Below are 15,237 nucleotides of genomic sequence, written 5' to 3'. Positions count from 1 at the left end.
GCTTACTCGCATTCTTACGAGAGAGATACAGGCTTGCCCTGTTCCACGTAATTGACAAACGGATAGTTTAGGTTCTGCCAAGTCCGCCGGCAGTGCTGTGTCCGTGTAACCCCAACATGGGCAAGGGTTATCCGACTGCTTACCTTTTGGTGAGAGCTAAAGTATCTTGCGCTCCTTCAAACCTTACGACGGCTAAAGTCAGTTCACTTACGTTAACCATGCTATCCAGCCTCGCCACTCAACGGTATGATACTAACCGTCCTTGACATTCCCTCACGGTTCAGTCTTGTCCTTTCGGAAAGTGTACTTTGTCCTATAAGCTTGGCACAACCCATCACTGGAGATGCACCTTATAGTAGGCTACCGCTGACGGAACAGCGGGTTAAATCATGCAATTAATATCACTGTCTAACAATCAATTACGTGACTTTACAGGTCACACCCACGTTTGATATAAATTTGCCAGTTTATCTTTTTCTGTAAAACTTCCTGAACTTTGTCCTAAATTAGTCCCCAACCGATAATCATCACCTCCTGAGGAATAAGTCTGATAATACGTATAATACCCAGCATTATTCATACCATTACCTGTCTTACCATACACACCGCGTATCTTTAGTTGATTCAGCCACTCACAGTTTTCCATAAAATTCTCTTTGCTGATATCCCATCCTAAACCGAAAGCGTAAAAGGTTCCCCACCTTCTGCCTGGAGCATAACGATTGTAATAACTTTCACTTAATGCTACCTGTGCAAAATATCGCTCCGCATAATCATAAGAGACATCACCTATAATATTTGATGGATATTCAGGAAGATCCCAGTTAGTAAGAGTATTTCGCGTATCTCCTAGAACACTGGCCTTAAATTTGTGCTTACCAAATTGACGTTCATAATCAACAGCAAGCTGACCATACATCTGCCGATAGGTAGACACAGAACTAAATGAATTTGATTGCGTTTTCTTTTCTCCATACCGAGTATAAACGTCATTGCCATCCTTATCAATAGTATAATCAAAAACTTCGGAAGTTTTTGTTCGTTTCGTAGTCGAACGATTCTGAGAAGTTACACTACCTACCATACGAACAGACAAGCCTTTAACTAACTTTCCAAAATCATAGCGCAAATTAATAGCTCCCAATACATCCCGAGCCCCATCTGTTATATAACCAGAGTTAATAGTCTGCGATAACAAATTATTATTGAACGACTGACTACCTCCCCATGATCCATCTGGATTTGTCACAGGATATGCATTACTTGGAGTAGAATAAATTGAACTGAGAATATCATCATACCCATTTCCAGTCCCTCCTGGTTGGGTACCTTCTTCTATACGTCCCATCAAAGTAACTTTTGCTGTCAAATCATCAGTAATATTGATGTTCACTTTAGAAGAAATCATATAACGATCAAATGTCATATTTGTATCGTGAGCATCTCCACCTGGATTTTTAAATAATCCATTTTCACCTACATAGCCTACACTAATAAAATATTGTGCGTACTTGTTACCGCCTGTAGCATTCAAATTATAAGACTGAGTAGTCGAATTTTTGTTCATCAGTTCATCACACCAGTTCACACTTGGATGTGTATACGGACTGGAATGATCACGAAACTTAATAAAGTCATCATAAGAATAAAAGGGATTTTTACCATCATTCAGCAACGCCTCATTCAATAAATAAGCATATTGAGAAGTAGACAGCGGATTTAGTTTTTTCACTGAACTCTGCACACCAAACCGTCCAGTAAATGATAACTGAAATCCCTGTTTGATAGGATCTTTAGTAGTAATTACTAATGCACCACGGGAACTGCGCATCCCCAAAAACATAGATGACAAAGCATCCTTCTGAATTGATACCGATTCAATAGCATCAGGATCGATAGAATATAATTCTCTTTGCACACCATCCACTACCACCACCGGTGCATTGTGGCGTGATAGAACATTAAATTCCGTATTATCACTATATGCCTCTTTACCCAATGTAGGGCTATTAAAGTTAAAGATGGTTCCAGAAGAACTGGATTCAATTTGACTCTTACGTGCACCACGAGTACGTACAATATCTAGTCCTGGTAAACGCCCTTGTAATGAAGGAAGAATAGTAGTTCCCATCAATGAACTAACCTGATCTGTATAAACCGTAGCAGCTGAACCTAAATAGCTTGCTTTATCTTTCGTATCATAAGGTCCATTTATTACATCTGGAAATTTCACGAACTCTTCTGTCAACGTTACTTTAAAAATACGTTCCTGATTTCTTAGCTTGTTCACCTTAATTTCCTTATGTAAAAAACCTGGATGAGAAAAACGAAGCATATCGCCCTTCTTATACTGAAATTCAAAAGTACCATCATCACCTGTCACAGTCTTAAAATCAGTATTCTTCATCGTGATTACAACACCCGAGACAGGATTGCCATATTGATCGATTACCTTACCTGTAATATTAGCCGTTCCTCCTGCTTCTTGAGCCACCGCATTCAAATGTCCCAAGCCAAGTAGTAGCCACATTACAAAACATGTGAAACAGTACCGACTATTTCTTTTATTCAAAATATTACGCATATAATCTTTTTTTAAGGTTAAACTCTATTCACATTGAAATTCGAATACGAAAGGCTCTTTTATTCCTTCTTCTACCTCTTCTCCTTCATTATCTCTACTGTCATCTGACTGGGAAATAGATACTGTTCCATCTTCATTTGTGAAAATATACTCTATACGAGAAATTGTTTCACCGTCCGGAATGTTAAAAAATCCACCAGGCCAAAGAGTTACATTATATCTTGGCAATTTCGTTTCTCTTTTCATTAGTGTTTTCGCACTCTTTTCATTGACTGTATATATCTTTCCTTCTATCGTATAAGCAGTAGCTTCTATATACACATTCTCAGCTTTTATCAATTCATTGGTATTAATATCCCCTTGAAAAGTGAATGTTACATAATCATCTTGTAAAGCAGACAAAGGTTCAATTTGATAATAGTGCGTAGAACAAAAATCAATCACAGTACCTGATCCTTCTACCACTTCAAAGCAATCATCAGCATCCTTAACAGAATAATGAGCCTCGTCTCCTCCAATCCCATCACTAGAGTGATTGATAAAAAAACTTGGTCGGAATTTTAAGTTGCTTTTTCCTGAATTACACTTAATTGTTACTGTATAATGTATTGTTCCATTTACACTAGGATAGTTATCCGATTTAAATGCAATCCATTCCATATCGTTCAAGACATTGCCTCGTACACCATATTTTTTTTTCAATGCCGCTGACCAACTCATACCTTTATAATTTGCAGGCTGTTCAGTATCTGGAATTACTGTCATTTTGTGATCCACTTCCGTTTCATACCTATCTTCTCTGTATGTCACAGTTGCATTCTGACGTACATTCCAACTTCTTGGAGCCAAGAATCCAACAATAAACGTTTCATTGCTTGCATCACCATCGATGTTTATTTCTCCACTAAACGTAAAAGTTGCAATTTCACCAGCCTTAATATAGGCAACCATCTCTCCGGCCTCGTTCTCTTGTTTAACATTTACCTCCTTAATCAAAAAGGAACATCCAAAGACTATTAAGGAAAGTACCAACAAAAAAAAGATTTTTATTCTATGTTTTTTAAAATAATATTTCATAAGCTTTTCTTTTTAAATCATTCTTCTATTTTTTCAAAAGAATAAACATAAGAGTTGCTCGAGCATCCCGGACTAATTGTAAGGGTTATATGGCGTTTCCCTTGTACAATCGGGTAAGTGATTTCAGTTATAGCTTCTCTTTCAGCACCTTCCTCCTGAAAAGTTAAGAAAAAAGGATATGTCAAATTATCAATTCTCCATGTACCATTTTTCTTTACTAAAAAAGGGAGATAGTTTTCAATATTATATGTATTATCTTTATTCATAATCAGACGAAACTGACTAAAGTCCATCACTTCAGATATATCCGTTCCATTGCGTACAACAGTTTTTAATTGCCACTTCCCATCTAACTGCTTTGGTACTTCCATATAAGAATCAGGAGCTATTTCATCTTTAAATGTATTGCAAGCACTCACAGTACCTAATAAGACGAAAAGTAAAACCGTAGTTTGTATTTTAAATCTCATATTTCTTATTTTTAATATAACAATCATTCCTATTCATAATAAGGATTCTGCAACAAATCCGGTGATTTCACAGTCTCTTTATAAGGTATTGGATAAAAATACATCGCTTTACGGAAGGTATGCTGACGAGTATCAATGATTCTTCCTGTCTTCCGCTCACCATTTCTTGTGATTTCAAAACCATGCATCATCCTATTATCTGTATCTTCAGCAATCATCCAACGACGTACATCAAAGAAACGATGTCCTTCAAACGCTAAATCCAACCGACGTTCCAACCGAATAGCTTCTGTCATATCAGCCTGGCTCATATTATTTTTAATTCCATATGTTCCATCCTCGCCAGGCTCTATGCCAGCACACTCACGTATCTTTCTCAATACAATATATGGGCTAATTTCTTGATCTCCTAGTACATCTTTATGATCAGGTCCATAATATTCATTAGCAGCTTCTGCATAATTCAGCAAAATTTCAGTATAACGCATCAATGGTCGTGCTTGCGAACCTCCATAAAGCATTTGATTTGCCATTGAACCGAATTTCAAGAATTTATGTGTATAATACCCTGTCGGAGTCCCTCGATAGATAGCGTCCTGTTGTGTTCCCACAGATATATTAATTTCAGTATCCTGCATATTACTCTTCATTATGCATCCATCATAAGTAACAGTGAACATGAAACGAGGGTCACGTTTGTTAGCAGGATTCGTAGGGTCATAATCTGGACTATCCTTAGTCGGTGTGCCATCTGCCATTGGGAAAAGTTCAGCCAAATCATGATAAACATACCCTCCAATACCATTTCCTCCTGTACTAGGAGGAGCAAACCATCGGTTTGTATCTATACTAGCTCCTGCTTTCTTTTCAAAGATTGTACCGCAATAAACCTCCGTTCCCACTTTTCCATAATAATCAGCAGGTAACAACTGTGCATAATATCCCCATCCCGGATAAGCCTCATTATTCTCATCTTCATTACGAATGTACAAATCATACTGTTTCATCTTTATCACATCAAGGGCAGCATCTACAGCAATTTTCCAACGCTCCTTATCATAAGTAGGATACCCTAACAATTCTTTTGGAAAATCAGCAGGCGCAAAATCACTACCGTTGAATAATTTGCTAGCAGCATACAAACGTACACGTGAAATTAAGGCTTTACAAGCTCCTCGGGTTACACGTCCAAATTTGTTTCCACTTCTTTCAACTGGCAATGTTTCTGCAGCTTTATTAGCTTCATCCACGATATACTCAACGCAATCCGCATAAGAGTTACGCTCCTTGATTGCTTCTTCTACAGTTTCATAAACATCATCACCAATTAAAGCCACACCACCATAATGTCTTAATAGCATTGCATAATACCAAGCACGCAAAAAGCGTGCTTCTGCTTTATACTCTTCCTTTGCCGCTTCAGCCATTCGGGATCCATCTGCATATTTAAAGAACACATTTACTCGACGAATATTTCGATATGCAATTCTCCAAACATCGTCTTCAGAAATAGTAACAGGATTGACTGTTCCAGTAGCGAACATTACATCTGTCGTAAGCCCGGTACTAGCTTTATACGCAGCTTCATCACAACTAGTCTGCAATCCTCCATGATCATTATACTGATCTTTATACCGATTATGTTGGATATCAAAACCAATATCCACATAAATCTGGTTTAAGAAATCTGCCGTATAAGTACTATCAGCGAATACGGTTGCCTGATCTAAGTCCGTGGTTTCTGTCTCACCCAGAAAATCATCTGAGCAAGACGAAAAAAGCCACGCACCTACAATAGATAGGAATAAATAAAATAAGCTTTTCATATACATAGAAATAGCGGTTAATAAATTTAGTTGATAAACTCTAAAAACGGTAATATTCATTATTATTAGTTCTTTTTAATATGTGTACTACTTTATTGTTATTTATCTAATGACGATTTAAAAATGATATACCACTAAAACAATTACATGTTTTTTATTAATAAATTTACTTGTATGCAGGAAAGCTCAGAACATATTAAAAAAGAAAGTCATTTCTCCCTTTTATGAAGAAATGACTTTCTAAATCAATTTACCAAGATGAATTCGTCAGTAGCTATCACTCATCTTCATCATATATACTTTCCCAATTGAAAACACGATAAAAATAAGGACGGCAAAAGTCAGCACTACCCGGAAAATCAAAATTATCTCCAGCAGTATCAGCATCAGTATTAGTAGAAAATACTAATTCACCTTCTCGTGCAAGTTCTAGATGCAAATTTACTCTAAGCAAATTTTTATAATACTGATTACCTATCTTATCCACAGCATAAGGGACATTAAACAAAATTTTTTGATCTGTAAAAGGTCCATAAGGCGTCTCACCACGATATAAATAAACAGAATGACCATAAGATACGGCTTGTCCTATCATATAGTAGTAATCTCCTTTTTTAAAGATCTGTGGCATACTACATACATAATTATTTTCCATTATAGTAGAGCGAGTTCTCTCCTCTTTCGTCGGATACATCTTTTGCCACATAAAGTTACCACTTAAATCACGTATGTAATACTCCCACTCAGAAGTTAAATCATGAGTAGTGGTGCGAGCAACTAATGGTCTGTTATTCTCTGTTACATAAAGATAAATATGTCCATCTTCATCTTTCCATATAGTAGAACCATAGCCAACATCATCTGTATTGAATTCTTCGTTTTTACTAATTCTTTTAAGATAAGTACTATTACCCGGCTGTCCTTCCAAACTGTAAACAGCTAAACAGGTACCAGTTCGAGTCATTTTACCTTCATGATTATCCATTTCCCCCCACAACATTTGAAGTTCTTTAACTCCATTATTATCAAATATCGTAGCACCACCTATCTGATAGAAATGCTCTTCATCTGTTTCTTCCATAATAGTCTCATCTGGAGCTATGTGTGTATACGCCTGATAATAACCTTCTCCATCAGGATCATTAGTTTGTATATAATCAACTAACCATCTTAGATCATCATCCGTTTCTCCAAGACTACCACCAACAGTCGTTTGGACCATAATACTATTATGTGGGAAATTACAATTACCTCTTGCTCTTGTTTCAGCATCTACAACTCCAAAATAGCTATCATTAAAAGCCCATAGAACATTTCCATCAGACAATGATGTAGATTGCACACCAATTCCACCATTCCATCCCAATGTGCGAGTAAATAGCTTATCATACTTTTTGTCTTTATAAACAAAAACCTCACCACTATGCTGACCTACATTAGGAATTAGCTGTAATTCCCATGCCGAATCTATATTTGGAGGAGTAGTCGTTACATCACTATCCACTATTTCTTCATATGCAGTTTGCGCTGCGTCATAATCGTTGCATGCAACTAACACCACTGCAACGAAAGTTACATATAGAAGACTATATATATTTCTTGTTTTCATAAGATTTATCATTTATTATCAGCCACTCAATTATTTTCGTTAGCAATAGCCACTGGAGACATCACCTCTTTCATTTCATACCAATCATTTGAGTTATAATTATAACGATAATTCAACGTAAACTCTTTCTTCTCTGGATTATAATATGATGGGGTATCCTCAATATTTAACACTGTAATTCCACCATTTACATTATACCATTTATCTAATGTCACTTTTTGACATTGGATATATTCTCCAGTTGGCAATCCATTACTCCCGATAACAGGAACATCAATCATCTCCTCAGGATGGACCGTAACAACAATCCCTTGTTTACGGAGTTCTTTTCTATCCGATGTAAGTGTAGATCCCGTTAAAATACGAATACCATATTCCGTAACTGGAGCAACTAACTTTGTGGCATTTATTGGTTTATAATCTGGAGCATTATTCTTTTTGTCCAAAGGTTCCCAAGTATCTTTAGCTACTCTCAATCTTGTTCCATTCATAGTATAGTAGCTCTTCTCCTTAGTCGTTGCATAATCATTTTTCATAAGTATCTGCATCAATACATTCCTCCTTGCAGAAGAAATCATATAGTCAGAAACAGAAGCTATTCTTAAAGGAAGAAAGTAATTATCTTCAGGTTCCAACCCATCAATATTTACTTTAATTGGAAATAAAGAATAAGATGAATTTGCATTTGGATATAATTTTATACTCCAATCATCTACTTTATAATGAGTATCTGGTAACTCCAGGACATAGTTTTTGTAATTATCCCCATATCTCTTTTGATTATAGTCCGATAATACAGTTTCATTCCTTTCCAGTTCTACCATCACTTCTTTTTCAATTGGAGTTGTACCACTTGCATAAACAGAAAGGTATCCTATTTCCTCCCCGCCGAAAGAAAATTCTCGTTGGAAAATATTATCTTCTCCACTAACAATATAAATTTCCTTACGATACTGTTCATCCTGATAAAACTCTTGCTCGCAGGATGTGAGAACAGCAGTAGCTGTCACACCTACCATAAGCATCAATTTATTTGTAAAATTTCTATATTTCATAGTTTATACATTTAAAATTTTATTTATCCCAACCAGGATTCTGATCAAGAACAGAAACCTTTCTAATCTCATCCAAATGTAAAGGTAACCATACCATCTTAGGTTTGAAATCACGTTCAATTATTGATTTATACTGAATGACAGTGGGCTGATAGAATCCTTCCCATTCAGCCTGTTCTACATTTAACCCCATTAAAGGTTCCCTTTCTAAATCTTCAACAATTCCCCAGCGTCTAATATCATAATAACGTTGTCCTTCCCAAAATAACTCAATCAAACGTTCACGTTGAACAACTTTATTAAAAGCTTCCACTGTAATCAAATCATCCGCTGTTAATCCCGGAATACCAGCACGATAACGTATCTGATTAAAATAATATTTGATAGCTTCTGTATCACGAGTATAAGTCTGACCATCAATTTCATATGCTTGAGTTAAATTATTCAAGGCTTCTGCATAAGCAAGCAATATTTCTGCATATCGAATAATCGGAAATGACTTATCTTTTTGACGCGCCCCACTACCACTCATAGCATCTTGTGGATTGATATATTTTCGAGAAGTATATCCAGTTATATTATAAACATTATTATTAGAATGATTTTTACCAGAATTAGCTCCATTCCAATAATCAATATTAACATTTTTCTTAGCACTTTCAGTAGTAGATCCCATCGCCCACCAAGCATGTGAGTAACCAATATTCACATAGAAACGTGGTTCACGATTAGTATATGCCAAATATGTTCCTTGGCTGATTTTATAACCTTCAGATAAAACTTTGTCTTCTGTCGTCACACAAGTCTTATCATAAGGACGGGATATATACGGATATGCACTACTAGAATTTTTAATATCACGCCCATCTGCCATATAAAATTGGTCTACTATATGCTGAGGTACACATAAACAAGAAGATCCTCCAAAATTCAATGGGAATACGTAACCCATATGGCTACCAACCTGCGCTGTAGAACTACACCATATGAACTCCGGATTTTGATTAATAGCAAGCTCTCCATTAAACATTTCGGCATAAGAGCGATACGGATCTACGACTTTTTTATCTCCCATCCCTACACCATTTGGAAATTCTGCAGTAGGAACCTCTTGCGGTAGAGTGACTACATATGTACCATAATTCCCTGATTCAGGATGTTCAGCATCAGTAGAAGCAGCAACAGTATATAATTGATATCGTCCTAAATCAATAACCTTCTTCGCAGCCGCAGCAGCAAGTGCCCACTTACGTTCATCATATGATTGAGAAACATAATGATCTCCATCTGTACAACGGGTAAAATCACCAAAAAATCTACGGGCTGCCTCTCCACCGTTATATAATGGGCTAGCAGCTTGTAATCTCACACGAGCAGCTAAAGCTAAGGCAGCTCCTTCTGTAGGAATATATTGATCCATCGAAGTGGTAGCATCAGGTAAGTTTTTAGCAGCTTCATCAAATTCTGAACAAATATAATCCACACATTCGTCATACGTATTACGTGTTCTTGCATAATACTCCGCTTCCTCATTATTACTAACAATTTCATCACCTAACAAAATCATTGGACCATTCTGTTGCAAAATTAAATAATATGCATAAGCTCTTAAGAAACGGCATTTTGCACGAAATTCCATTCTTTCAAAACTATTCATATCACGAACACCATCAATATGTGGCAATATAGTATTCACCTTACGAATCACCTTATAACATTTAGGCCAAATATTGAAATCCCATGTCCAACCGCCCATTGAACTAGAAGTAATCTCATTATTCATTAACTTCGTTCCAGAGAATTGTATAACAACCATACCATTCCAATCACCACAGCTCACAGCCTCGTCTGAACCTGTAACTCCAGGAGTGTTCCCATATTCCCAAATTTTATCGACAACAGGAAGCAGAGCGGCAGCCCCATTAAAATAACGTTCAATATTACGCTTATTTGCATAAATAGAATCTTCTTGAAAGGTATCCTCAAAATAATCATCTATATTCAAATAATTACAAGAAGCAAAAAAGCCGGATACCAATAACAGAACCGATAATATAAAATATTTTTTCATGAACTAATTTCTATTAAGTTTATACATCGTATTAGAAATTCAAATATAGCTGCAATGAATAACGTGCAGGTAAAGGATAAGCCTGTCCACAAGATGTCGCTTGTTCTGGATCGAATATATTTACAGAATCCCATACTGCCAAATTTTCACACATCAACTGAATATTCATGGAATTAATGCCCAAAATACGTTGTAATGCAGGAACTTTTAGATTATATGCCAAGCTCAATTCCTGTAAACGCAAGTAACGGGCATCACCCATCCAAAATGTAGAAGGTTTCGTATTATTCTCATTTTTTCCATAATACAAACGTGGAAAACGAGCATTTGGATTCTCTGTAGCCTGATTTCCTGAATATTCAGCAGAAATCCAACGATTCTCCGGATTATAAGCAATTGTCATTATATTTCCTTTATCCTTCTGATTAAATGGCATGTATCCATCGAAGTTTCTACCATCCGAACCGCCATATAAGAACTTATTACGTCCTGTCCCTTTGAACAAGACATTTAGTGTCCAACTTTTATAACGAAACTCAGCACCAATACCATACATCAACTGTGGTACCCCTGAATAAGCAAATAAAGGAACTTTATCATCATCAGTAATTTTACCATCACCATTTATATCTCGATATTTAATATCACCAGGACGTACCGTACCAAATTGTGTAGGACTCATTTCTACATCTTGTTGATCTTTAAACAATCCCATAGCAACAAATCCACGTTGTACATTATTGGCATAACCATTATTTTCCAAATATGTATAAGGCTTCTTTGTATCTTCCCAATTTAATATCTTATTCTTACTCAAAGTAAAATTACTACGTAATATCACATGTGCATCCTTTCCTATCTGTTGATAGAATTCCATATTTCCATCAGCACCCCAGCTTTTCATACGACCTATATTACCATAAGGCATTTGAATCAAACCTACATAATCAGGAATTTGTTTACGTTCCTGAAAAATACCATCTCGTGTATCCTTAAAATAATCTAAAGTCAAAGTAAATTTATCTTTAAACAAATGCAGATCCATACCAACATCAAATTTCTTTGCTTTTTCCCACATCAAATTATTGGCACCAACTTGTTCTTCTGTTAAGCTACCAGTCCCTCCCCAAGGATTTGAAGCATTTTCTTCTTTTATTAGGGTCAGATAAGGAAAACGTCTAGAACTGATGCGGTCATTACCAACAACACCATAAGAAACGCGAAGCTTGAGAAAATTCAACCAACTTACATTTTCACGTATAAATTCATATGAAGATGGTACCCATGCGAAAGCTCCTGCCGGAAAGAATCCATATTGTTTACCTGGTTCAAAGTTTTCAGATCCATTCAAACCAAAGTTCAAATCCCAAAAATATGTATCTTTAAAACCATATGTAAAACGGCCCGAAAGACTTTGATAACGCTTTGGTATAGCATTCATACTTTTATCTGCACCAGTTTCAGATGTATCTTCTATATAATAAAACAGTAAACCACCTAAACGATGATCGCCAAAGGTACGGTCATAATTAACATTTGCCTCTAAATATAGCTTCCTCCAAACCCAAGCAGCACTGCTATATGTAACGGTTTTCTCATCAGCTATTTTCTCAAAACTCAAGGTTCCATTAGGGTTACGCTCCTTCAAAGCTTCATTTAGTTCTGGCATTTTATAGCGTGCTTCTCCAAATAAACTTTGTGTATCCCATGATCCCTGTACTTTAGCTGATAGCCCTTTAGTAATCATCGACAAATCCTGTGTAATACCTAAAGTAACTAAATTCCTGGTATTCTGTTCTCTAGCATTACCTGTATAATTCAATAGAACATACGGAGATATTTCATCCTTAGTTCCTGCAGCAGGATAATATCCGTTTGAATAGCGTAATGGATAGCTTATTGGAGTAGTCTTTGCCTGTGAACTCCATAGCCAATCTGTCAAACTGACTCCTCTAGAATATTCCCCCATGCTCGGGCGAGTATTCACCGACATATAGCCAGTTGTTCCAATATAGACTTTAGTTGTTTTAGTCAAATCTATATCCAAATTCAAACGATAATTATAAGTATCATAGCCTACACCTTTATTGTATTTACTATCTTTGGATGGATTATAAGCCGCAGATTCTTTCGACATTCCTAAACTTGCAAAATAACGGGCAACACTGCTACCACCTTGAGCACTTACATAATAAGTTTGCTGGAAAGAATTGGGATTTAAAATAACATCTTGCCAGTCAATGTTTGGGTACAGATCCGGATCTAAGCCATATTTTATAATATCCATTTCTGTCTTGTTATAAATAGGAGATAATCCGGTTGCAACAGAAGCTTCATTTGCCATTTCAGCATATTGAGTGGCATTAACATATTCAGGTAAACGTTTTAAATGTGAGATTGTCATATTAGCACGACCACTGATCTTCAATTTGGACTCCAAACCACGCTTCGTCGTTACCAATACTACACCATTTGCACCTCGACTACCATACACCGCTGTAGCCGCAGCATCTTTCAAAACAGAAAAACTTTCAACATCGGCAGCATCTATCTGACTCAAACTACCTTCCAAACCATCAATCAACACTAATGCACCACTATTAGCACCAAACGTACCAATTCCGCGCACCCAAAACTCGGAAATATTTTTGCCCGGTTCACCACTAGATTGAACTCCAATCACACCTGCAACACGACCTGCTAGTGTATTAACTATATTTGTAGCAGGAACCTCTAGTTGCGCTGGATCCATCGTTGTAATTGCACCAGCAACACTGACCTTTCGCTGCGTACCCATACCTACTACAACTACTTCATCAATATTCTCCGTAGCCGGTTTTAAGGTAACTTTAACATTGTCAATTTTATTCGTCAAACGTTGCTCATAGTTTTCATATCCCAAAAAAGACACAACCACTATATCATATATATTTACCTTTAACCGAAATTTACCATCAATATTAGTTGTTATTCCCACACCTGGTTTATCTTTAACATATACATTTGCTCCCGGAACTGGTTCATTAAATTCATCGAAGACTGTACCAGTCAACATAAAGCTTTGCTCTTTCTGTGCATGTACTTGTGCTACAAACGCAAGAAGCAAAGCAAAAATTACAAATATTCGATTCATATTATATTAAATATAAAGTTTCACTAATTATTTATTCGACAGCTAATCGACGAATAGCACGATTCTCTGAGTCGCCGATATACATTACATCGTCGTTATCAATACAAATTCCCAATGGCTTTTTGAATTGAGCATCTTCTGCACTACCATTTACATAACCTGAATTTTGGGGTTTTCCTGCTAATGTAGATACATAACCTGTACTCATTGTTATCTTACGAATACAGTGATTTTCGGTATCAGTCAAAATTATATTACCTTCTGAATCGACACACATCTGTCCAGGTTTATTAAACATAGCTTGTCCTATTGGTCCATCCAAATATCCACTTTTACCTTCTTGACCAGCCCAACATGCACATTCTTTAGTACGTAAATCATATTTATAAATACAATGCTTATCATTATTTGAGAAATAAAAAACATTCTCATCTTGAGGATCGAAAACAAGTCCATAAGCACTACCATCCTTGGTTCCAACCAAATCCCCATTCGTTAGATTCTCTCCTCTAGCATTCTCTACATCAATCCGTACCAGATTTCCACCTAACATTCTTGAATACATTTTTCCATCTGGTCCCATTGTAAAATTACACTTGGCTGCCCATACTCCAAATCCTTCAATATTTGGAAAATTTGGATCATCCCATGAAATAGAACTTATAGCTGTAGTTGGTGCATAATCCGTCTTAGGGTCAAAATAATAAACTTCATGACTATCTCTATTAGCCCAGAATTGATAGACAATATCATCCTTACTGTTATACCCCAAAACAGGAGAGTTAAACAACGCATTAATATCTGACTTTAGAGATATTAATTTATCAGCCTCCTCATTTAACATAAATGCAGCAAACTTTCCATCATTATCTACTAAAAAGAAAACATTTTTATCCTGATCTACACAAATACACCTATCAATATTTGCTCTAAATTGTGCTTCAGATAGTGGTATAGTTCCTGTTGGATTCACCTGTGCCGATGTACTTCCTCCCACTAACGTAGTCACAGTAGTCTGGATATAATAATCAAATGTCTGCTTGTACTCCTCTATTTGTTCATGTACTTGTACTTTAACCACACATTCTGGGTCCTCTATTGTAGATGCACGTTTAGGAGCCAATACCAACATTCTATCATCCTTCACAGAAATGACAGAAGCCTCTTTATCATTGAAAAAGACCTTCACATTTTCCTTACTATCCCCAAAATTCGATCCATTAAGAATAACTTGAGTTGCAAGTTTTCCTTCGGGCGGATAAAAATCAGTCAACACAATCGGCTTATTCGGATCATAGCCCGAAGTTGACTCTTCATCATCTTTACAAGACGAAAAGCAGCAGCCTACAGCCAAGCAGACAAGCCACTGCCATTTAAAACATTTTTGTAATAAGTTTCTCATAGAAAATACC

9 protein-coding genes are annotated in these 15,237 nt (G+C 36.4%); all 9 read right to left on the bottom strand.

From position 1 onward, the window contains the following. Positions 1-436: 436 nt before the first annotated feature. Positions 437-2,530 carry a SusC/RagA family TonB-linked outer membrane protein gene (locus tag HMPREF9007_RS16540; protein WP_277754641.1) on the bottom strand — a complete coding sequence of 698 codons (2,094 nt, stop codon included), beginning with the start codon at positions 2,528-2,530 and terminating at the stop codon, positions 437-439. 78 nt (positions 2,531-2,608) lie between these two features. Beyond that, the gene (locus tag HMPREF9007_RS16545; protein ID WP_008760969.1) at positions 2,609-3,661 is read right to left on the bottom strand and encodes a DUF4961 domain-containing protein; all 1,053 of its coding nucleotides are present in this window, start codon (positions 3,659-3,661) and stop codon (positions 2,609-2,611) included. A gap of 17 nt (positions 3,662-3,678) precedes the next feature. Beyond that, a complete protein-coding gene (locus tag HMPREF9007_RS16550; protein ID WP_008760968.1) occupies positions 3,679-4,131 on the bottom strand; it encodes a DUF5004 domain-containing protein in 453 nt (150 codons plus the stop codon). Between the two features lie 29 nt (positions 4,132-4,160). Then, a complete protein-coding gene (locus HMPREF9007_RS16555) occupies positions 4,161-6,017 on the bottom strand; it encodes a RagB/SusD family nutrient uptake outer membrane protein (protein WP_016269515.1) in 1,857 nt (618 codons plus the stop codon). Positions 6,018-6,234: 217 nt separating this feature from the next. Then, the gene (locus HMPREF9007_RS16560; protein ID WP_008760966.1) at positions 6,235-7,566 is read right to left on the bottom strand and encodes a DUF5005 domain-containing protein; all 1,332 of its coding nucleotides are present in this window, start codon (positions 7,564-7,566) and stop codon (positions 6,235-6,237) included. Between the two features lie 26 nt (positions 7,567-7,592). Then, positions 7,593-8,621 (bottom strand): DUF4361 domain-containing protein, encoded by a 1,029-nt coding sequence (locus HMPREF9007_RS16565; protein ID WP_008760965.1) that lies wholly within the window; start codon positions 8,619-8,621, stop codon positions 7,593-7,595. 19 nt (positions 8,622-8,640) lie between these two features. Next, positions 8,641-10,692 (bottom strand): RagB/SusD family nutrient uptake outer membrane protein, encoded by a 2,052-nt coding sequence (locus tag HMPREF9007_RS16570; RefSeq protein WP_008760964.1) that lies wholly within the window; start codon positions 10,690-10,692, stop codon positions 8,641-8,643. A gap of 31 nt (positions 10,693-10,723) precedes the next feature. After that, entirely contained in the window at positions 10,724-13,825 is a 3,102-nt protein-coding gene (locus tag HMPREF9007_RS16575) for a TonB-dependent receptor (RefSeq protein WP_008760963.1), read from the bottom strand. Between the two features lie 31 nt (positions 13,826-13,856). After that, a complete protein-coding gene (locus HMPREF9007_RS16580; protein ID WP_008760962.1) occupies positions 13,857-15,227 on the bottom strand; it encodes an IPT/TIG domain-containing protein in 1,371 nt (456 codons plus the stop codon). Positions 15,228-15,237 lie beyond the last annotated feature (10 nt).

Origin of the sequence: Bacteroides sp. 1_1_14, from assembly GCF_000162515.1 — a bacterium.
Classification (GTDB): domain Bacteria; phylum Bacteroidota; class Bacteroidia; order Bacteroidales; family Bacteroidaceae; genus Bacteroides; species Bacteroides thetaiotaomicron.
The sequence above is the reverse complement of the archived record's forward strand: the minus strand, read 5'-3'. Positions and strand labels throughout refer to the sequence as shown.